Annotated in this window: 17 protein-coding genes; 11 read left to right on the forward strand and 6 right to left on the reverse strand. The window is 73.3% G+C overall.

Features of this window, described 5'->3' with window-relative positions; genetic code table 11:
- The first annotated feature begins 157 nt into the window (after positions 1-157).
- Complete coding sequence (locus ACK1X7_RS43365) at positions 158-2,029, forward strand: CASTOR/POLLUX-related putative ion channel (RefSeq protein ID WP_385152816.1); 1,872 nt, start codon at positions 158-160, stop codon at positions 2,027-2,029.
- 40 nt (positions 2,030-2,069) lie between these two features.
- Here the strand turns inward: ACK1X7_RS43365 and ACK1X7_RS43370 are convergent, their stop codons facing one another.
- Entirely contained in the window at positions 2,070-2,846 is a 777-nt protein-coding gene (locus tag ACK1X7_RS43370) for an SDR family NAD(P)-dependent oxidoreductase (protein WP_385152812.1), read from the reverse strand.
- Between the two features lie 159 nt (positions 2,847-3,005).
- On the opposite strand from ACK1X7_RS43370, the gene ACK1X7_RS43375 reads away from it, so the two are divergent.
- Positions 3,006-3,617, forward strand: a complete 612-nt coding sequence (locus tag ACK1X7_RS43375; protein WP_385152808.1) for a TetR/AcrR family transcriptional regulator — start codon at positions 3,006-3,008, stop codon at positions 3,615-3,617.
- A gap of 30 nt (positions 3,618-3,647) precedes the next feature.
- A complete protein-coding gene (locus ACK1X7_RS43380) occupies positions 3,648-4,862 on the forward strand; it encodes a DUF4032 domain-containing protein (RefSeq protein WP_385152805.1) in 1,215 nt (404 codons plus the stop codon).
- A 23-nt stretch (positions 4,863-4,885) separates the two neighbouring features.
- Here ACK1X7_RS43380 and ACK1X7_RS43385 read toward each other — a convergent pair whose 3' ends face one another.
- The 3 genes from ACK1X7_RS43385 to ACK1X7_RS43395 all read right to left on the reverse strand — a co-directional run bounded on the left by ACK1X7_RS43385 (position 4,886) and on the right by ACK1X7_RS43395 (position 7,585).
- Positions 4,886-5,641, reverse strand: a complete 756-nt coding sequence (locus tag ACK1X7_RS43385) for a thioesterase II family protein (protein ID WP_385152802.1) — start codon at positions 5,639-5,641, stop codon at positions 4,886-4,888.
- A 161-nt stretch (positions 5,642-5,802) separates the two neighbouring features.
- On the reverse strand, positions 5,803-6,630 hold the full coding sequence (locus ACK1X7_RS43390) for an ATP-grasp domain-containing protein (RefSeq protein WP_385152799.1): 828 nt from the start codon (positions 6,628-6,630) through the stop codon (positions 5,803-5,805).
- A gap of 52 nt (positions 6,631-6,682) precedes the next feature.
- Positions 6,683-7,585, reverse strand: coding sequence for an ATP-grasp domain-containing protein (locus tag ACK1X7_RS43395; protein ID WP_390795180.1), 903 nt, complete (start codon positions 7,583-7,585; stop codon positions 6,683-6,685).
- Positions 7,586-7,751: 166 nt separating this feature from the next.
- Between ACK1X7_RS43395 and ACK1X7_RS43400 the strand changes: the two genes are divergently transcribed.
- Both ACK1X7_RS43400 and ACK1X7_RS43405 read left to right on the forward strand, forming a co-directional pair.
- Positions 7,752-8,888, forward strand: a complete 1,137-nt coding sequence (locus tag ACK1X7_RS43400) for a PfkB family carbohydrate kinase (protein ID WP_413116561.1) — start codon at positions 7,752-7,754, stop codon at positions 8,886-8,888.
- Positions 8,885-9,808, forward strand: coding sequence for a pseudouridine-5'-phosphate glycosidase (locus tag ACK1X7_RS43405; RefSeq protein ID WP_382948468.1), 924 nt, complete (start codon positions 8,885-8,887; stop codon positions 9,806-9,808). Before ACK1X7_RS43400 ends, ACK1X7_RS43405 begins: the two co-directional genes overlap by 4 nt.
- A 54-nt stretch (positions 9,809-9,862) precedes the next feature.
- Here the strand turns inward: ACK1X7_RS43405 and ACK1X7_RS43410 are convergent, their stop codons facing one another.
- Positions 9,863-10,522, reverse strand: coding sequence for a PhzF family phenazine biosynthesis protein (locus tag ACK1X7_RS43410; RefSeq protein WP_385109900.1), 660 nt, complete (start codon positions 10,520-10,522; stop codon positions 9,863-9,865).
- Positions 10,523-10,575: 53 nt separating this feature from the next.
- Here ACK1X7_RS43410 and ACK1X7_RS43415 point away from each other — a divergent pair, with 53 nt between their 5' ends.
- The 3 genes from ACK1X7_RS43415 to ACK1X7_RS43425 all read left to right on the forward strand — a co-directional run bounded on the left by ACK1X7_RS43415 (position 10,576) and on the right by ACK1X7_RS43425 (position 12,104).
- The gene (locus ACK1X7_RS43415; RefSeq protein ID WP_161558908.1) at positions 10,576-10,902 is read left to right on the forward strand and encodes an MmcQ/YjbR family DNA-binding protein; all 327 of its coding nucleotides are present in this window, start codon (positions 10,576-10,578) and stop codon (positions 10,900-10,902) included.
- A gap of 191 nt (positions 10,903-11,093) precedes the next feature.
- The gene (locus ACK1X7_RS43420; RefSeq protein ID WP_413116562.1) at positions 11,094-11,645 is read left to right on the forward strand and encodes a hypothetical protein; all 552 of its coding nucleotides are present in this window, start codon (positions 11,094-11,096) and stop codon (positions 11,643-11,645) included.
- Between the two features lie 111 nt (positions 11,646-11,756).
- The gene (locus tag ACK1X7_RS43425; protein ID WP_385151615.1) at positions 11,757-12,104 is read left to right on the forward strand and encodes a hypothetical protein; all 348 of its coding nucleotides are present in this window, start codon (positions 11,757-11,759) and stop codon (positions 12,102-12,104) included.
- 44 nt (positions 12,105-12,148) lie between these two features.
- Here the strand turns inward: ACK1X7_RS43425 and ACK1X7_RS43430 are convergent, their stop codons facing one another.
- Entirely contained in the window at positions 12,149-14,545 is a 2,397-nt protein-coding gene (locus ACK1X7_RS43430) for a tetratricopeptide repeat protein (protein ID WP_413116563.1), read from the reverse strand.
- 154 nt (positions 14,546-14,699) lie between these two features.
- Between ACK1X7_RS43430 and ACK1X7_RS43435 the strand changes: the two genes are divergently transcribed.
- The 3 genes from ACK1X7_RS43435 (at position 14,700) to ACK1X7_RS43445 (ending at position 18,751) form a co-directional block, all read left to right on the forward strand.
- On the forward strand, positions 14,700-15,185 hold the full coding sequence (locus ACK1X7_RS43435; protein WP_385151618.1) for a GNAT family N-acetyltransferase: 486 nt from the start codon (positions 14,700-14,702) through the stop codon (positions 15,183-15,185).
- Positions 15,186-15,263: 78 nt separating this feature from the next.
- Complete coding sequence (locus ACK1X7_RS43440; protein WP_390795184.1) at positions 15,264-16,835, forward strand: ABC transporter substrate-binding protein; 1,572 nt, start codon at positions 15,264-15,266, stop codon at positions 16,833-16,835.
- Positions 16,832-18,751, forward strand: coding sequence for an ABC transporter permease subunit (locus ACK1X7_RS43445; RefSeq protein ID WP_413116564.1), 1,920 nt, complete (start codon positions 16,832-16,834; stop codon positions 18,749-18,751). Before ACK1X7_RS43440 ends, ACK1X7_RS43445 begins: the two co-directional genes overlap by 4 nt.
- The last annotated feature ends 16 nt before the right edge of the window (positions 18,752-18,767 follow it).

Below are 18,767 nucleotides of genomic sequence, written 5' to 3' on the forward strand. Positions count from 1 at the left end.
ATGGTCGCGGGCGGGCGCGCCGGACGGGCGCTCCGCTGGTCACCGGCGGCGCCCGATTGGCGCTGAAGCGGGGTCAGACGACACCCTCATGGCGTAAAGCGCCGCTCACCACGGGCCGTTGGGCCCGGCGGCGTGATGGGCTATGGAGGAATGCGGCATGCGCAAGAGGCTGCGGGAGCGGCTGCGGTACTGGTTCGACGGGACGATGGACCGTGGCACCCCGGCGCTGATCGGCTGGCTGGGGCTGGCCTCCCTGGCGTTGATCACCCTGGTCTCCGCGGTGGTGGTCACCTTCGCCCACAAGGACACCGCGGACAACGGCGGTTGGCTCGGTGTCGTCTGGATGAGCCTGCTGCGGACCCTCGATCCGGGCACGATGGGCGGGGACACGGGACGGCCGCTGTTCCTGGTCCTCATGCTCACGGTGACCATCGGCGGAATCTTCATCGTCAGCGCGCTGATCGGGGTGATGACCACCGGCCTGGAGGCCCGGATCCAGCAGTTGCGCAAGGGGACATCACGGCTGATCGAGCACGGCCACACCATTGTGCTGGGCTGGTCGGAGCAGGTCTTCACGGTGATAGCGGAGCTGGCGGAGGCCAACCAGAGCGAGCGGCGCTCATGTGTGGTGATCCTCGCCGACCGCGACAAGGTCGACATGGAGGACGAGATCCGGCGCCGCATCCCGGACACCGGGAAGACCCGGGTGATCTGCCGCTCCGGCAATCCGCTCCAGCGCGGCGACCTGGAGCTGGTGAGCCCGGACAGCGCCAAGGCCATCATGGTGCTCTCGCCCATCGGGGACGACAGCGACATCGACGTCATCAAGACGCTGTTGCTGCTCAACGGCCGCACCTGGACCGGGACACGGCCCAATGTGGTGGCCGCCGTGCAGAGTTCGGCGAACCTGGCGGCCGCCCGGCTGGCCGCGGGGGACACCGCGCTGGTGATCGACGCCGATGACATCGCGGTCGGGCTGATCGTGCAGTCCCACCGCCAGTCCGGACTGTCCACCGTCTTCAATGAACTGCTCAGCTTCATCGGCAACGAGATCTACCCCTGGCACGCGCCCACACTGGCCGGCGCCACCTACGGGGAGTCGCTGAACGCCTTCGAGCTCGGTGTGCCCATCGGTGTGTGGCGCGCGGACGGCGAGGCGCTGGTCAACCCCGCCATGGACACCGTGATCGAGCGCGGGGACCGGCTGCTGATGGTCGCCGAGGACGATCTGCTGATCAAGGTGGCGGCCACCCGCCCCCGGATCGCGCGCTCGGCGATGGCCGTGGCCGCGTTCCGCCCGCCAGTACCGGACCGGACCCTGCTGATCGGCTGGAACTCCCGCGCGGAGAAGATCATCGCGCAGCTCGACCTGCTGGTGAAGCCCGGCTCGGTGGTGGACATCGCCGCCCCGCGCCCGCCCCGCGAGGAGGCGAACCGGGAGCTGAAGAACCTCACGGTCGGCTTCAAGCACTGCGAACCCACCCGCCGTCCGTCGCTGGAGGCGCTCGGACTGGACGACTACCGCCATATCGTGGTGCTCACGGACGACGGGATCGATCCCGGCCGGGCCGACGACCGCACCCTGGTCACCCTGCTCCATCTGCGCGACATCGAGATCCAGCTCGGCGATCCGTATTCGATCGTCACCGAGATGCACGACGACGCCAACCGCGAGGTCGCGCAGGTCACCAAGGCCGACGACTTCATCGTCTCCACCAAGGTGATCAGCCTGCTGCTGACCCAGCTCACCGAGAACCGCCATCTGTACGCGGTCTTCGCCGACCTCTTCGACCCACAGGGATCCGAGATCTACCTCAAACCCGCGCCCAGCTATCTGATACCCGGCGCGGAGGCCAACTTCGCCACCGTCATCGAGGCCGCCCGCCAGCGCGGTGAGACGGCCATCGGCTACCGGCTGGCCCGGCAGAGCGATGAGCCACCGCTCTACGGCGTCCACCTCAACCCGTCCAAGACAGCACCGCTGACCCTGGAGGAGGGCGATACGGTCGTGGTTCTGGCCGAGGACTGAACCAGCGACTCCATCGGCCGCCGGGCTCCCGCGAGGGCCGTCAGCGGACGGTCAGCCCGCCGTCCACGTTCATGATGGTGCCGGTGGTCCAGCCGGCCTGCGGGGAGGCGAGGAAGGCCGCCGCGGCGGCCACCTCGTGGGGTTCGCCGACCCGGCCCAGGGGATAGGCGTCCCGGGTGCGTTGGTCGTGGCCGTCGCGCTCCTCGGCGCTCATCGGGGCGAGATGGGCCCGTTCGTAGGTGGGGGTGCGGACGGCGCCGGGGGCGATGCCGTTGACCCGGACGCCGGAGGGGCCCAGCTCATTGGCGAGGGCCCGGGTCATCGCGTTGATGGCGCCGCGGGTGGCGGAGTAGGCCGCGGACGGGCGGTCGGCGACCATCTTGTGCGCCCAGTAGCTGCTGATGTTGATGATGCTGCCGCGGCCCTCGACGAGCGCGGGCAGCAGCGCCTGGGCGAGGAGGAAGGGCACCCGGACATTGAGATGGAGCATGGCGTCGAAGGAGTCGGCCGAGGTCTGGGCGAGCGGGCTGAAGTGTGCCGTGCCCGCGTTGTTGACCAGGGTGTCCACCCGTCCGGTGAGCGCGAGCACCTGACGCGCGGCGGTGGTCACGGCGCCGGGGTCGGCCAGGTCGACGGAGAGGGTGCGTACGGTGGTGCCGTGTCCGGTCAGGGTGTGCCGGGCCCGGTCGAGCTTCTCCTGGTCACGGGCGAGCAGCACCAGGTCGGCGCCCTCGGTGGCGAAGGCGTCGGCGATGGCGTAGCCGAGGCCCTCGCTGCCCCCGGTGATCACCGCGGTCATGCCGTCGAGATGGCTCATGCCCGTGGCTCCTGTTCGGTCGTGCGGGTGGGACGTGTGGCGAGCGGCCGGTGGGGTAGGCGGCCGTGGCGCCGCGCATTAAATGGACAGATCTTGTCCGCTTAGAGTTCAGCGTACGGAGGTGGACAGTTTCTGTCCACTTCTGACTAGGCTGGGGACATGACGGGCATGCCCTCCGCTCAGCGGCCCCCCAGACCGCCGCGCGCGGACGCGCGGCGCAACGCCGCCCGCGTCCTGACCGCCGCACGCCAGGCGGTGGCCGCCCATGGCTTCGACGTCAGCTACCACGAGATCGCGCGGCTGGCCGAAGTCGGCGTCGGCACCGTCTACCGTCGCTTCCCCGAGCGGGCCGGGCTGCTGGAAGCCGTTCTCCTCGATGTGCTCGGCGAACTCGCCGACAGTGCCGAACAGGCCCTGGGCGAGGACGAGTCCTGGCCGGCCTTCACCCGGTTCTTCGCCGGCCTCGCCCTGCGCACCGGCGAGAACGCGGGGCTCTCGGACTCCCTCGACGACCGCGGCGGACCCCAGGTGGCCGCCGCCCGCCGCACCCTGCTCGACCGCGTACAGCGCCTGACCGAACGCGCCCAGCGGGACGGCGTGCTGCGCGCCGATCTGTCCTGGCGGGACATCCCGTTCCTGGCCAGGGCGGCCGCCGCCGGAGCCTGTGTGCTGGACCTCCCGGCCGACCGGCTCCAGGTCGAACGGTGTGTCACGGTCGTCCTCGACGGAATGCGCGCACCGGCGGGCACCCCACTGCCCGACCGGCTCTGATCACACCCCCGTACCGCACACTGGGGTGTTATGGAGCTCCAGATCACCGCCACCTCGCCCGAGCATCCGGCGTCGCTGCTCGATCTGCCGTGGAACATCCCCCTGGAGCAGTGGCCGCAGGAGCACCTGGTGGCGCTGCCCCGGGGCATCTCCCGCCATGTCGTCCGTTTCGCGCAGGCGGGCGGCGAGATCGTCGCGGTCAAGGAGGTCGGCGAGTGGGCGGCGGTACGCGAGTACGGGCTGCTGCGTGACCTGGACCGGCTCGCGGTCCCCGCGGTGGACGCGCTCGCGGTGGTGACCGGGCGCACCGACGAGCACGGCGAACCGCTGGAACCGGCGCTGATCACCCGCCATCTGGTGGGCTCGCAGCCCTACCGCTCGATGTTCCAGACGACCATGCGGCCGAGCACCATCCGACGGCTGCTCGACGCGCTCGCCGTGCTGCTGGTGCGGTTGCATCTGGCCGGGTTCGCCTGGGGCGACTGCTCGCTGTCCAACACCCTCTTCCGGCGCGACGCGGGCGCGTACGCCGCCTATCTGGTCGACGCCGAGACCGGGCAGATCCAGCCGAGGCTCACCAGCGGACAGCGGGATTACGACGTCGAGGTGGCGCGGGTGAACATCGCGGGCGAACTGATGGACCTGGAGGCCAGCGGCTCCCTGCACCCCTCGGTCGACCCGGTGCTCTTCGGCGAGGCCATCGCCGAGCGCTACTGCGACCTGTGGCATGAGCTGACCCGCCAGTCGGTCTATCCGCTCGCCCAGCGCCACGCCATCGACCAGCGCGTCCGGCGCCTGAACGACCTCGGGTTCGACGTGGCGGAGATGCAGATCGAGCGCTCACCCGACGGCGACACCGTCACCTTCGTGCCCAAGGTCGTCGACGCGGGCCACCACCAGCGGCAGTTGCTGCGGCTGACCGGACTCGACGCCGAGGAGAACCAGGCCCGCAGCCTGCTGAACGACCTGGAGACCTGGATGGCCACACAGGACGACTACGCGCCCGGCGATCCGCTCGGCGCACGCCCCGAGGTGCTCGCCCACCGGTGGGTCCGCGATGTCTTCCGGCCCACCGTGCGAAGAGTTCCCAAGGAGCTGCGCGGTGTCACCGACACCGCGCAGATCTACTACGAACTGCTCGAGCACCGCTGGCTGTTGTCCGAGCGGGCCGGGCGTGACGTGGGCCTGGAGGCCACCGTCGAGGACTACATACGAACCGTCCTGGCGGACCGGCCGCACGACTGAACGCCCCGCGGCCGGCCGATGGCTCAGGACCGCTCGGTCAGCACCTCGCGGATCGAGGCGATGACCCGCGGGGCCTCGTCGTTGAGGTAGAAGTGGCCGCCGGAGTAGACCTGGAGGTCGAAGCCACCGGTGGTGTGCTCGCCCCAGGCGCGGGCCTCCTCGACGCTCGCCTTGGGGTCGTCGTCCCCCACATGCGCGTGGATCGGCGTCGCCAGTCGCGGGCCGGAGGTGTAGCGGTAGGTCTCGGCCGCCTTGTAGTCGCTGCGGATCGCGGGCAGCACCATCCGCAGGATCTCGTCGTCGCCCAGGAGCTGGGTGTCGGTCCCGGCGAGCGCCTTCACCTCGGCGATCAGCCCGTCGTCGTCGCGGAGGTGGACGGACTCGTCACGGTGGCAGGAGGGGGCGCGCCGCCCCGAGGCGAACAGCGCCACCGGCACCACGCCCTTCTGCTCCAGGCGCAGGGCCACCTCGAAGGCGAGGGTGGCGCCCATGCTGTGGCCGAAAAGCGCCACCGGTTTGTCCGTGAAGGGCAGCAGCTCCGGCACCAGCGCGTCGGCCAGCTCGGGGATGTTGTCTATGCACTTCTCGTTGCGCCGGTCCTGGCGCCCCGGGTACTGCACGGCGAGCACATCGACCGCGGGCGAGAGCGCCTTGGAGACGGGGAAGTAGTAGGAGGCGGACCCGCCGGCGTGGGGCAGGCAGATGAGTCGCGTCGCCGCGGCCGGCGCGGGGTGGAACTGCCTGATCCACAGGCTTGTGCCGGTGGGGTTTGCGGTCACGTGATGTCCTTTCGCGCCGTTCGTGCTACGGCGGCTGTCGTGTGGCTGTCGCGCGCGTGCCTCGGGTCGCGCGGAGACCAGTAGACCACCCTGCCGGACGGGTCCGACCTGCGACCACCCCTATTTCGGACCGGAGTCCCCTAGTATTTCCCTCGTGTCGGTCATGTGCGGGGCGCGGTGAGTCGGCCCCGTTCGGCGGTCCGCAGGGCCAGGGCCGCCAGCGCCTCGGGGGCGCCGGACTGACCGCGGACGCCCGGGAATGCGTTGATGTCCACGATCAGCGGGGCGCCGCCGCCCGCGTCGATCAGATCCACGCCGTAGACGTCCAGCGAGAACACCGGACCGACACGGCGCACCGGATCCAGCCAGCCGGGCGGCAGCGCGTCCAGGGCGAGCGGCAGGCTCGGACCGCGGCCGCCGGCCGCCAGCTCCGACCGGCGCAGCGCGGCGAACACCCGGCCCGCGATCACCCAAAGCTTGTGGTCCCAGCCGTCGTTCGGGGTGAAGTCCTGCACCACCACGGGCTCATCCGCCCAGTCGGCGCACAGGGCGCGCAGCCGTGCGGCGTCGTCGACCCGGGCCACCAGATCATGGCGGCGGCTGTGGCGGCTCTTGACGACGACCGGGCGAGGCAGCCGCTCCGCCGTCAGCCCGGCGAGTGAGGCCACGGTACGGGTGGGGGCGAACGGCAGACCGGCGCGGAGCGCCAGTTCGGCCATCGCCGTCCGGTCCTGGCACAGCGCGGTGGCCGCGGCGGAGTTCACCACCGGGGCGCCGCGCCGTTCCAGGGACCGGGCGAGCGCCAGCGCACGCGGCGTCCGGGCCTTCAGCAGATAGACGTCGGCGAGTTCCCCGGGGTCGGCCAGGTCTTCCCGGGGGTCGTGGCCGCCCGGGTCGAGCGCCACCACCTCATGGCGGGGCGTCAGCAACTCCGTCGTATCGGCGAGGAGTTGATGGCCGGGGTCGGCGGTGATCAGACCGATCCTCATCGGCCGCCGCTCACCGTCGCGTTCACGGCCGTCCCATGGCCACGGCCCGTGTTCATAGCCTGCCCGTGGCCACGGCCGGGACCGGCTCCGGAGCCGGCACCGGCTCGGTGAGGGCACCGACGAGCCCCGTCCCGGACCGGGCGCCGCCCCTGCGCGCCAACTCCAGCACCGCACGCCCCACCCGGGCCGCCGCGTCCGGCACCTCCTTGAAGCTGGGGAAGTCGTTCACATCGACGACCACCGGCCCGTCCGGACCCAGCAGCACATCCACCCCGTACAGATCGAGGCCGTAGACCGCACCCACCTCGGCGGCGATGGCCGCCACTTCGGCGGACAGCCGCACCCGACGGCCACGCGCGCCCCCGTCGGGACCGAGCGGTGAGCTGCGCTCGGTCGCGTGCAACTCCCCGTCCACGCAGTACACCTTGAGGTCGATGCCCGAATTCGGCACATAGGGCTGGGCGATGAGCATGCCCTCCACGGCCAGTTCGGCGCTCAGCGCCCGCAGCCGGTCCGGCGTGGGCACCAGCCGCACGGCCCGCCCGGAACTGCCGTCCGCGGGCTTGACCACCAACGGGAACTCGGCCTCCGGTATCTCCTCCAGTGCCTCGGGCCGGGCCGCCGCGTAGGTGGGCGGCAACGGCAGCCCCCGGCTGCGCCCGATGGCGGCCGCCAGCGCCTTGTCCCGTACGCCGCGGATGGCGCGGGCGTCGTTGACGGTGGTCAGCCCGACCGCCGACGCGGCCTCCAGCAGCGTCAGCCCGGGGCCTCCGGACACCGTCTTGAGCACCCAGGCGTCATGGCTTCCCGCCCGCACCGCATCGGACATCCGCAGCAGGGAAGCGCCCGGCCGGACCACATCCACCTGGTGGCCCCAGGCGGAGAGCTGACGGATCACCTCACGGGGCATCCCGTCATGGCGATAGCGCTCCTCCACCAGAAAGCAGAGTCTCATCGGCCTTCTCCCTCGTCACCGGACAGGTTCCCGGGCCGCTGCCGAGAGTGTCCGGCGCGCCATGGCTTCCCAGGATGTCATCCGCCGTTCTTTTACGATCTCCTGGGCCAACCCATGGGTGTCAGTGGCCTGTTTATCGGGCTAAGGGTCCTTTACTCTGCTGAGCATGATGCTGACGCGCAGGGAACGGGAGATTCTCGCGCTGCTGCGGCGGGATCCCCTGGCCGGGGCCCAGTCCATCGCCGACGCCCTCGGGACCACCCGGGCCGCGGTCAACGTCCATCTCTCCAACCTGGGCAAGAAGGGCGCCATCCTGGGGCGCGGCTACATACTGCGCCAGGAACACGCGGTGGTGGTCATCGGCGGCGCCAATGTGGACATCAAGGTGCGCAGCCTCGCGCCCGTCGCGTACCGCACCAGCAATCCGGGCCGGTCCCACACCAGCCCCGGCGGGGTCGCCCGCAATGTCGCCGAGAACCTCGCCCGGCTGGGCACCCCCACCCATCTGATCGCCGCCGTGGGTCAGGACGCGGCGGGGGAGCGGCTGCTGAGCGAGACTCAGGCCGCCGGGGTGCGCATCGACCATATGCACCGCGGCCCGCACCCCACCGGCACCTATACGGCGGTGCTGGACGCCGACGGCGATCTGGTCGTGGCCATCGCCGACATGGCCGCCACCGACGCGCTCGGCCCCGAGCATCTGCACCCCGCGCGTGAGCTGATCGGCCACGCCGGTCTGCTGGTGCTGGACGGGAACCTCTCCCCGCGGGTGCTCTCGTACGTCCTGGACATCGCCGCGGCCACCGGCGTCCAGACGCTGATCGACCCGGTGAGTGTCCCCAAGGCGGCGCTGCTCGCCCCGCTGTTCGCCACCGGGCGGCCGGTCTTCGTCGTCACGCCGAACGTGGTGGAGCTGGGCGCGCTCACCGGCCGGGACCTCGACGGGGAGGCCGCCGCGGACGATCCGGAGTTGCTCGCGGCCGTGGCAGTCCTCCATGCGCGCGGTGTGCGGCATGTGTGGGTGCGGCTCGGTGCGCGCGGCTCCCTGCTGAGCACCCTCGACGAGGGCCGGGTGCCGCTGGAGGCGCCACCGGCCGAGGTGCACGACGTCACCGGGGCCGGCGACGCGATGCTCGGCGCGTTCGCACACGCCCTGCTCGGTGGCGCCGACCCGGTCGACGCCGCCCGCTACGGCCACGCCGCCGCCGCGCTGACCGTGGCCACCCCCGCCACCGTACGACCCGACCTGACCCCGCGTCTGATCGAGGACGCGCTCGACGCACCGCTGCGGAGGACCACATGACCACGCCCCACCCCCGGCTGACCCTCACCGAGGAGGTCGCGGAGGCCCTGCGCGACGGCCGTCCGGTGGTCGCGCTGGAGTCCACGATCATCAGCCACGGCATGCCGTATCCGCAGAACGTGGAGATGGCCACCGAGGTCGAGGAGATCATCCGCGCCGAGGGGGCCGTCCCCGCCACCATCGCCGTCCTCCACGGCACACCACGCGCCGGTCTGGACCGGGCCGCTCTCGAACTGCTCGCCACCAGCCCCGACGTCGGCAAGGTCAGCGTGCGCGACCTCGCCCATGTCATCGCGCGCGGCGGCCATGGCGCCACCACGGTGGCGTCCACCATGCGGCTCGCCGCGCTCGCCGGGATCCGGGTCTTCGTCACCGGTGGCATCGGCGGAGTGCACCGGGGAGCGGAGCACTCGTTCGACATCAGCGCGGATCTCACCGAGCTCGCCACCACCCCGGTGGCCGTCATCAGCGCCGGGGTCAAGAGCATCCTCGACATCGGACTGACCCTGGAGAAGCTGGAGACCCTGGGCGTTCCGGTGCTCACCTACGGCACCGACGACTTCCCCGCCTTCTACTCGCGGGTGAGCGGCTTCCGCTCCCCGCTGCGCGTCGACTCGCCCGAGGAGATCGCCGCCACCATGCGGGCCCAGTGGGAGCTGGGCATGACGGCGGGGCTGAGCATCGCCAATCCGGTGCCCGAGGCCGAGGAGATCCCCGCCGAGCGGATCGACGGCATCATCGAGCGGGCCCTCGCCGAGATGGCGGAGGCGGGGATCGGTGGCAAGGACGCGACCCCGTATCTGCTGGGCCGGATCGTCGAGTTGACCAAGGGGGAGAGCCTGCGGACCAATATCGCCCTCGTCAAGAACAACGCACGCCTCGGGGCGCGGATCGCGATCCACTACGCCCGTACGGACTGACCGCGACCGCCCGGACCTCCGCCGGGCCACCTTGTCTCCGCGACCGCGACCGCCCTACAGCGAGCGGACCTCGGCCAGCTCGACCCGGCCGCCGATCTCGATGGAGCCGTCCGGCTGGGGACCGGTGAGGATCTGCGACCCCACGCCCTGGGTGATGTTGAGGGCACGGCCCAGCTCGCCCGAGAGAATCAGGGCGGCGGCGCCGGTGGCCTCGTCCTCGACGATCCCGTCCCCGCGGCGGGGAAAGGCGCGCGCCCGAACCCGGCCCGCGGCCTCGTCCTGCCACGCCCAGGCGTACAGCCAGCCCTCGCCCTCGGGAGGGGCGGGCAGCGCCTCGACCTCCTCGGGGGAGGCGTACCGCTGGGTGCGCCGCCCGGCCGCCCAGGCGGGACGGCCGGTGATCCAGGTGAACTCGCCGTCCTGGCGGGCGGGAACCTCACCGGCGGGCGGCAGCAGCTCGGGCAGGTCCAGCAGCCAGGCGGTGCCCACCAGGGGATGGCCCGCGAAGGGCAGCCGGACGCTCGGGGTGTAGATGTCGACGACGCCGCGCTCCGGATCGTCCACGAACACGGTCTCGCTGAACCCCAGCCGGGCGGCGACCCGCTGCCGCTCCGCCTCGCCGACCACGGCGGCGCCGTCGCGCACCACGCCGAGTTCATTGCCGCCGCGGCCATAGGGCCCGCAGAACACCTTGAGCACGTCCAGATCCGTCACCTGGGCATTCAAGCACGGGCGCGGTTGTCGGTGGGGTGTTCTACGGTCGGGCCATGACCACGTCCGACGATGTCCGTGCCATCGCCCTGTCGCTGCCGGAGACCACAGAGAAGATCGCCTGGTCGATGCCCACCTTCCGGGTCGCCGGGAAGATGTTCGCCACCTTGCCCGAGGACGAGACCTCGATGGCCGTCAGATGTCCCAAGGAGGAGCGGAAGGAGTTGGTGCTGGCGGAGCCGGAGAAGTTCTGGGTGGCCGCCCATGAGGCGAGTTCGGCCTGGGTGCGGGTGCGGCTCGCCGCGCTGGAGGACGTGGATGAGTTGCGGGACATCCTGCTGGACTCCTGGCGGCAGGCCGCACCGGCCACGCTGCTCGAATGATCACCCCACGGCGACTGATCACCCCACCCCGACCGATCACCCCACGGCGACCGGTGACTCCTCGAAATGGGGCGATATGTGTGTTCGAGGAGATAACCGACACGGGTGAAAGTATAGACTTTTCCCGGTAATCGGAGTGCCGTCTTCCGCTGTGCGGGGTTCCCTGGAGGGGGATCAGCGAGGGAGGCCGCATGGTGCACGGCCGCGACACGAACCGCCCCGCGGTGTGCGGCGGCCCGTGCGCGGCCGCCGTCCTTCTGCTGCTGGCGGTCACGTTGCTGCATGCCGTGCTGGCCCTGGGGGTCGTTCGCGACGCGCCGGCCACCGGCCCTGACCAGCGCGCGGCCGGGCCTCCGAACCCCATTGCGGCCCCGGCCACGCCCGGTGCCGCCGGTGCTCCCGTCTCATCCCGGGCCCCCGCCGGGACTCCCGTCGTTCCGGCGCCCGTTCCGGCGCCCGTTCCGGTGGCGCCGGAGACCGAGGACGAGCGCTCCACCGCGTCGGCGTCGGCCAAGCTCTTCGCCCGCGACGGTGCCGGGCATCCGGCCCGGCATGCCGGGCGGCTGGTCCACGGCGCCTCGTTCGGCGCCCATCGATCCCTCTCGACGTCCCTCGGCCCCCTCGTGCTCGTCGCGGTCCGCGGTCGCCCCGCCGACCTCGCGGCGGGCGTCGGCGCGTTCGCCGCCGGTGGCGGCATCCCGGCCGATCGGCTCTCCTCGCGGTCCGTCGTCCTGCGCTGCTGACCGGGCCCGGTCACGTCCGTCATCCCGTTTCCGCGGCTGCCGCGCGGATCCCGGATGCGGTGTGCCCTGCCCGCTCAGCCATCGGACGCCCGAGACCGCAGGAGTATCCGCATGCCCATCGATGTCTATGCCGCCATGCGCGCGATGATGCGCGCAGAAGCCACCCGGCGCCCCGTCACCCCGCGGGCCAGGACCACCGATCCGTCGCCGCCCCCGGCCGGTCCGGCCGCTCCCGATCCGGTGGACGCCACCGCTCAGGACGCGTCCGGGGCCGAGGCCGTACCGGCTCCGACGTCCGCACCGGCCACGTCGGCCGCACCGGCTCCATCGGCCGCACCGCGCCCGGTCCGCCGGTCCCGCCCGGCCCGGTATCTGTCGCGTTGCCGTGCCGTGCTGCGCGCCGTACGCCGCGCCGTGTCGTCCTGCGTCACCGGGCGCGTATCACGACAGGGCCGGTGACCGGCCGCGGAGGGAGAGGAGCCGGAAGGACGGGTGCCGGGAGGTCACACCGGTCCGTCGTTCCGTCCGCCCTCCGGTGAATCCCCGCCGAGAAGCAATCGCTCGCGCTGCGCCACGGCCCAGGCGTAGCCGGGATTCAGTGCCACCGCACGGTCCAGATCCGCCAGCGCCTCCGCGTGTCTGCCCAGGGCCTCGTTGGCCATCGCGCGGCTCCCCAGGGCCCAGGCGTAGCCGGGGTCGAGGGCCAGCGCCCGGTCGTACGCCGCGATGGCCTCCTCGTAGCGGCCCGCGAAGCGGTGGACATCGCCGCGCTCGCCCAGCGTTCCCGGGATGCCCGGCTCCAGCGCCTCCGCCCGGTCCAGGTCGTCCAGCGCGCCCGCCGCGTCCCCCAGAGTGCTGCGGACCCGGGCCCGCCGGACCAGCGCCCAGGTGTAGTCGCCGTGCCGCTCGATGGCCCGGTCGAAGTCCGCCAGGGCCTCCTGGATCCGGCCGAGCGCCATCATGGTCTGGCCGCGGCTGCCCAGGGCCACATGGTCCGCCGGATCGGCCGCGACCACCGGGTCGAGCAGGGCCAGCGCCTCCTCGTACCGGCCCGCCCGGCGGCAGGTCTCCCCGCGCTCCCGCTGAACCCAGGTCGAGTCAGGCTCCAGCGCCGCCACGCCGTCCAGCGCGTCCATCGCCGCGGTGAAGTCCCCGGTCGCCCGGTGGACCACGGCGCGCCCGAAGTGTGCGCGTACGTTCCCGGGGTCCAGCTCGATCGCCCGGCGGAAGTCCTCCAGCGCCCCGTCGTACTCCTCGACCGACCGGCGGTGCCACCCGCGTACGACGAGCGCCGCGACCCGGTCGGCGGCGTCCAGCCCGGCCCGCGCCAGCAGCAGCCCCAGCGCCTCGATACCGCGCCGCCGTTCGTCCGCCAGCGCCTCCACCAGGCGCCGCCCCCAGGTGCGCACCGCGTCCGAGTCGGCGTCCTCGCCCGCCTCGACCAGGGTGGACGCCCAGCGCCGGGCCGCCGCCGGACCCGCGTCGCAGGCGTCGATCCCGTCCCGCAGCGCTCCGGGCAGCGCCGCCGACGGCCGTGCGCACAGCAGGTGGTACCACTCCTCCAGCCGCGGTCCGCTCCAGGCGTCCAGCCGCCACCCGTCACGCGCGTCGAGCCCCCCGGCGGCCGACTCGCGCCACCCGGCGAAGGTCTCCGCCAGCCGGGTGTGCGCCGCGCTCCACCGCTGCGGTGAGGTGGTCCGCCGAAGCCGCAGCATCGGGCCGCGGACCACATCGTGGTAGCGGGCCGCCCCGTTACGGTCGCCGATGAACGGCAGCGACCGCAGCCAGCCGAACAGCTCGGCTGCGTCCTCGTCCACCGCCGCCCTGAAGACGTCCTCGTTCAGCCGCCGGGGCAGTGCGCCCGCCAGGGCGGCGGAGCGGCGCACCGGATCGCGCTCCCACTTCAGGAACCGGTCGACGGCGGTGGCGCTGGGGTCGTCCAGATCGCCGCTGGTTCCGGGGTTCTCAGCGAGGGTGGACACCAGCACCGGCAGCCGGCCGGAGAGCCGCAGCACCTCCCGCACCACCGGCTCATCGGTGATCCCCTTGGCGGTGAGCAACTGCCGGGCCTCCGCGTCGGTGAACGGCTCCAGAGGCAGCTCCGCGACCACATCGGCCAGCTCGCCCCAGCAGCCGGGGTCCGGGCGGGTCTGCCCGGCCAGCACCAGTACGGTGTTGGCGGGGAGGGTGCCGAGGCGTTCGCTGGTCAGCAGGGTGCGCAGCCAGGGGTCGAGCAGTGGGCCCAGGCGCTCGTAGGTGTCGAAGAGCAGCACCAGCCACGGCACCTCCGCTGCCGCCTCCGACAACTCCCTGACCAGCAGCGGGGTCAGCGTCTCCACCGGGTCCAGCACGAGCTGGACGTCCTTGTGGTCGCGGAACCGCGAGCTGAGCGCCGCCCGCAGCCGGTCGGTCCGCTCGGCGAGCGGCACCGGGTCGACGGCACCCGCCAGCGCCCCGACCCCCGGCACCAGGCCGAGGCCGGTGAGCCCGGCTCGCGCGGCGACCATGCTGCCGGTGCTGGGCCCGCTCCGCTCGCCGTCCGCCGCCGGTACCGACTCCGCCTCGTGGCGGCGCTGCCGATATGTGGCGAGCCGCCGATCGAACGCCGTGAACTCCCTCCCCTGGAGGGCGAATTGGTCGCTGATCGCGGCCATCGCCTCGGGCACGGAGCCCGCCGCCTCGTCGACGCGGGCGGTGAGCGCGCCGTACTCCTGGCGGGCGGTCTGCTCCAGCCGGCGCATCAGCCAGGTCTTGCCCACGCCCGCGTGGCCGTGCACATGGAAGACGAAGCGATGCCGCCCGTCCTCCGGCGGCAGCCCGAAGTTGTCCCGGAACGCGTCCAGTTCCCGCTGCCGTCCCACGAATCCGGCGTTCCTGCGCCGCAGGATCAGTTCCTGCATCGACGGCCGTCCCCGCCCCATCGGCCCCCTCCTCCGGTCCCGGCCCAGTCTGCCAGTGCGATCGGCGCGTGGGCTTATTGCGTACGATGCGCAGGTGCCCTGCTATCGCATCAGAACCGCCACCCCCGATGACCTCGACGCCGTCCGCGGCGTGATGCTCGACACCGTCTACCGCGACTTCGGAACCGGCTATGTGCCACGCTGGCACGCCGACATCATCGATCCCGCCGCCGCGTATCTGGACGATGCGCGCCACACCCTGCTGGTGGCGGTGGACGAGAGCGACGGGGCGGTCGTGGCGACCGCCGCGCTCGACTCCCGGGGCCCGGCCCATCCGCCCAACCCGTCATGGCTGGCCGCGCGTTACCCGTCGGGGGAGACCGCCCAACTGCGCCGGGTCTATGTGCGATCCGGGCATCGGCGCAACGGGCTGGCCCGGCGGCTGGTGCATGCGCTGCTGGACTTCGCCGTGGCGGACGGCGGGTATCGCGCGGTCTATCTGCACACCGATCCGGAGGTGGCGGGCGCCGAGCCGTTCTGGCGGTCCATGGGGAAGGTCGTCTGCGATGAGCGGGAGGTGCCCGGGGGCGGTCAGGGGATCGTGCACTTCGAGGTCCCCATGGGGCCGGGGATGCCATGAGTTGATGGAAATGATTATCATGTAGCGTTCCGTCTCGCCACCCTGCCGTCCCCGCGCAGCCCCTGGAGAACCACGCCCATGCACTCTGTCCGCCGCCGGTGGGCCGCCGCGCTGCTGCCCCTCCCGCTGCTCACCGGGTGTTTCGCGGCCCGTGACGGTTCGCCGTACGACGCCGGGGCCGGTGCGGGCGGCGGACGCCTCCGGGTCGCGATGGCCTTCCCGCCAGCCGAGCGCTTCTCCCCGTACGGCGCCGACGCCACTTTGCTCAGCCGGCTCGGGGTCACCGAGGGACTGACCCGGCTGGACGGCAACGGAGGCGCGGTGCCCGCCCTCGCCGAGTCCTGGACCCGGGAGCGCGGCGGCGGCTGGGTGTTCACCCTGCGCGACGCGCGGTTCCAGGACGGCACCGAGGTCACCCCGGCGGCGGTGGCGGGCGCCCTCACCCATGCCACCCACGCCGATCCCGGGCCCGCCGCGCTCACCGGGGTCACGCTCACCGCCGAGCCGATGGGGGAGCGGCGGGTCCGGGTCACCACCGCCACCGCCGACTCCGCGCTGCCGCTACGACTGTCCAGCCCGAGCCTGGCCATCCTCTCGCCCAAGGCGTACCGCACGAAGGCCGGTACGGGGACAGCCGGTTCGGACAAGTCCGGTTCGGCGGAGGGGCGTTCGGACACGGCGGACGGGAAAGCGGCCGTCGATCCGGCCGGTACCGCCACCGGTCCCTTCACCCTGACCAGGACGACCGGAGCCACCCGCGCCACCCTGCACCGCTTCGACGACTACTGGGGCGGCCTCGCCCACGCCTCCGGTCTCGATGTCCGCTTCATAGCCGATGGCACGGCCCGCACCAACGCGCTGCGCGGCGGCGAGGTGGACATGGCCGAGGCGGTTCCGGTCTCCCAGGCGGCCACCCTCGACCGGCCGACCGTCCGCGAGGTGCCCACCGCCCGCACCACCGCCCTCTTCCTCAACACCCGCTCCGGCCCCTTCGCCGACCCCGCCGTCCGCGCCGCCGCCCGCGAGGCCGTCGACGCCTCCGCCCTCGCCGAGGACGTCTACGAGGGGCATGCCGATACCGGCCGCGGCCTGTTCGGCCCGGCCCTCACCTGGGCCGCGGGCGAGCGCCCCCGGCCGTCCGGCCGCCCCGCCGCCAAGCGCCCCGGGAACACCGCGCTCACCCTCGCCACCTACGACAACCGGCCCGAGCTGCCCGAGGTCGCCCAGGTGCTGCAACAGCAGCTACGCAAGGCCGGGTTCAGTGTGAAGCTGGAGGTGCGGGAGTACTCCCGGCTCGAAAGCGACGCCCTGGCCGGGAAGTTCGACGCCGTGGTGGCCGCCCGTAACACCATGCTCGACACCGGCGACCCGGTCTCCTATCTCGCCGACGACTTCACCTGCGACGGCGGCTACAACCTGGCCCGGGTGTGCGACAAGGCCGTGGACCGCGCGGTCGCCGAGGCCGGGTCCCGCGCCGACGACGCCGCCCGTCATCGCGCCGCCCTGGCCGCGCAGACCGCCGTGCTGCGCACCGACGGGGTCGTCCCGCTGGTCCATCAGCGGATCATCCATGGCGTCGGCGCCTCGGTGCGGGGTGTGATCCTCGATCCGTACGAGCGCACGCTCGTCGGCACCGGTACGCGGCGATGAGCGGCGCGCGGACCAGGGCGCGGTCCACCGAGCTGAGTACGGGCCGCCCGGCCGGGCGGCGAGCGCGACCGGGCACGGGCGGGCGGTCCACCGGGCCGGGCGCGGATCGGTCCACCCGGCTCGGCGCCGCGCGGTTCACCGGCCTCGGCGCCGGGCGGTCCACCGGCCTGAGCGCGCTGTGGCGCCTCGCGCTCGCCGGGGCCCTGCTGTGCGGCATCGGGCTGCTGCCCTGGCTGTCCCGCACCGACCCCGCCCGCACCGTCCTCAAGGCGCGCGAGGCCGACCGCGCGCCCAGCCCCGAGCTGCTGGAGTCCCTGCGCTCCCAACTGGGTCTCGACGCCGAGCCGTTGACGCTGCTCGGCCGGTGGCTCGCCGGACTGCCGCACGGCGACGCGGGCCGGTCCTGGATCTCGGGGACGGCCGTGGCCCCCTCCGTCGCCGAGGCGCTCGGCGTCTCGCTGCTGCTCATGGGCGGGGCGCTGGTGGTCGCGGCGGTCACCGCGGGCGCGGTGTGCGGGCGCACGCTGTGGCTCGGGCCGCGGCGGCGGGCCGCCCGGCGCGGGGCCGGTGCGGGAAGCGGCGGCGCGCTGTTCGCGGCGCTGCCGGAGTTCCTGCTGGCGTCCGTGCTGGCAGCCGTGGTCGGGGTGCGGCTCGGCTGGCTGCCCGCGGTCGGCTGGTACGGACCGCGGTGGATGGTGCTGCCCTCGCTCGCCCTCGGCCTGCCCGCGGGCGCCCTGCTGGGCCGGGTCCTGGACGACGCCCTGCCCGGCGCGTTCGCGGAGCCCTGGGCGCGGGCCGCCGCCGCACGCGGGCTGCCCGCCCGGCGGATCGCCCGCCACGCGCTGCGGCGTGCCGTGCCCGGAGTGCTGCCGAACATCGGGCTGTTCGTGGTCGGGCTCACCGGCGGGGCGGTCGCCGTCGAGCAGGTCTTCGACATCCCCGGGCTCGGCCGGCTCACCCTCCAGGCGGCCATCGCCCAGGACCTGCCGATGCTCCAGGCGAGCACCCTCGTCCTCGTCCTGCTCGCGGCCGCCGCCGGAGGTCTCGCCCGGCTCGCGGCCCGGCGGTTGCTCGGGCCCGCGCTGCGCGACGGGGCGCTGCCCTCGCTCCACCGGCCGTCCGCGCCCTCCGCCCGCGCCGTTCCGCTGCTGTACGGCGCGCTCCTGCTCACCGCCGTGGTGCCCGGTGCCCTCCGGGACCCCCTCGCGGTGGACACCTCCGCCCGGCTCACCTCCCCATCCTGGGCGCATCCGTTCGGCACCGACGCGCTCGGCCGCGATCTGCTGGCCCGGGTGGGGCACGGCGCGCTGTCCACCCTCGCGCTCGCGGTGGCGGTGAGTGCCGCCGCGCTGGTGGCGGGGGTGCTGCTCGGCCTGGTGCCCCGGCTGTCCGGCGGACTCGTCGAGACCGTGAACGCGGTGCCGCCCGTGCTCGCCGGACTCCTGGTCGCGGGCGCGGCCGGGCGCGGTCCGTACACCCCCGCACTCGCCGTGGCCGCCGTCGCCTGGGCACCGCTGGCCGCGCACACCTCCGCCCTGCTGCGGCAGCAGCGCGCCGCCACGCATCTCGCCGCCACCCGCGCACTGGGCGCCTCCCGCCGCCATCTGCTGCGCCGCCACGTCCTGCCCGCGGTGCTGCCCCCGGTCGTCCGGCACGCCCTGCTGCGCCTGCCGGCCGCGGCGCTCGCCCTGGCCTCGCTGGGCTTCCTCGGCCTGGGCGCGCAGCCGCCGTCACCGGAGTGGGGACGGCTGCTGGCCGAGAACCACCCCTACGCCGAGCGCGCCCCGTGGACGGTCCTCGCTCCCGCCGCCGCGCTGGCCCTCCTGGGCGTGCTGGCGGTGACGGCGTCCGGCGGGGTGCGGTGGCCCCGTCGTCGCCTCCGCATTGACGACGGCCCGGGGCGCGGCGGAGACTGACGTCCGGCCAGGTGAA

Origin of the sequence: Streptomyces sp. CY-1 (assembly GCF_047218265.1) — a bacterium.
Classification (GTDB): Bacteria; Actinomycetota; Actinomycetes; order Streptomycetales; family Streptomycetaceae; genus Streptomyces; species Streptomyces niphimycinicus.

Excerpts from the sequence above, each read along its gene's own strand:
- ACK1X7_RS43365 (WP_385152816.1), top strand. The coding sequence starts at position 158 with ATGCGCAAGAGGCTGCGGGAGCGGCTGCGGTACTGGTTCGACGGGACG.
- ACK1X7_RS43370 (WP_385152812.1), bottom strand. The coding sequence starts at position 2,846 with ATGAGCCATCTCGACGGCATGACCGCGGTGATCACCGGGGGCAGCGAG.
- ACK1X7_RS43375 (WP_385152808.1), top strand. The coding sequence starts at position 3,006 with ATGACGGGCATGCCCTCCGCTCAGCGGCCCCCCAGACCGCCGCGCGCG.
- ACK1X7_RS43380 (WP_385152805.1), top strand. The coding sequence starts at position 3,648 with ATGGAGCTCCAGATCACCGCCACCTCGCCCGAGCATCCGGCGTCGCTG.
- ACK1X7_RS43390 (WP_385152799.1), bottom strand. The coding sequence starts at position 6,630 with ATGAGGATCGGTCTGATCACCGCCGACCCCGGCCATCAACTCCTCGCC.
- ACK1X7_RS43395 (WP_390795180.1), bottom strand. The coding sequence starts at position 7,585 with ATGAGACTCTGCTTTCTGGTGGAGGAGCGCTATCGCCATGACGGGATG.
- ACK1X7_RS43400 (WP_413116561.1), top strand. The coding sequence starts at position 7,752 with ATGATGCTGACGCGCAGGGAACGGGAGATTCTCGCGCTGCTGCGGCGG.
- ACK1X7_RS43405 (WP_382948468.1), top strand. The coding sequence starts at position 8,885 with ATGACCACGCCCCACCCCCGGCTGACCCTCACCGAGGAGGTCGCGGAG.
- ACK1X7_RS43415 (WP_161558908.1), top strand. The coding sequence starts at position 10,576 with ATGACCACGTCCGACGATGTCCGTGCCATCGCCCTGTCGCTGCCGGAG.
- ACK1X7_RS43420 (WP_413116562.1), top strand. The coding sequence starts at position 11,094 with ATGGTGCACGGCCGCGACACGAACCGCCCCGCGGTGTGCGGCGGCCCG.
- ACK1X7_RS43425 (WP_385151615.1), top strand. The coding sequence starts at position 11,757 with ATGCCCATCGATGTCTATGCCGCCATGCGCGCGATGATGCGCGCAGAA.
- ACK1X7_RS43430 (WP_413116563.1), bottom strand. The coding sequence starts at position 14,545 with ATGCAGGAACTGATCCTGCGGCGCAGGAACGCCGGATTCGTGGGACGG.
- ACK1X7_RS43435 (WP_385151618.1), top strand. The coding sequence starts at position 14,700 with ATGCTCGACACCGTCTACCGCGACTTCGGAACCGGCTATGTGCCACGC.
- ACK1X7_RS43440 (WP_390795184.1), top strand. The coding sequence starts at position 15,264 with ATGCACTCTGTCCGCCGCCGGTGGGCCGCCGCGCTGCTGCCCCTCCCG.
- ACK1X7_RS43445 (WP_413116564.1), top strand. The coding sequence starts at position 16,832 with ATGAGCGGCGCGCGGACCAGGGCGCGGTCCACCGAGCTGAGTACGGGC.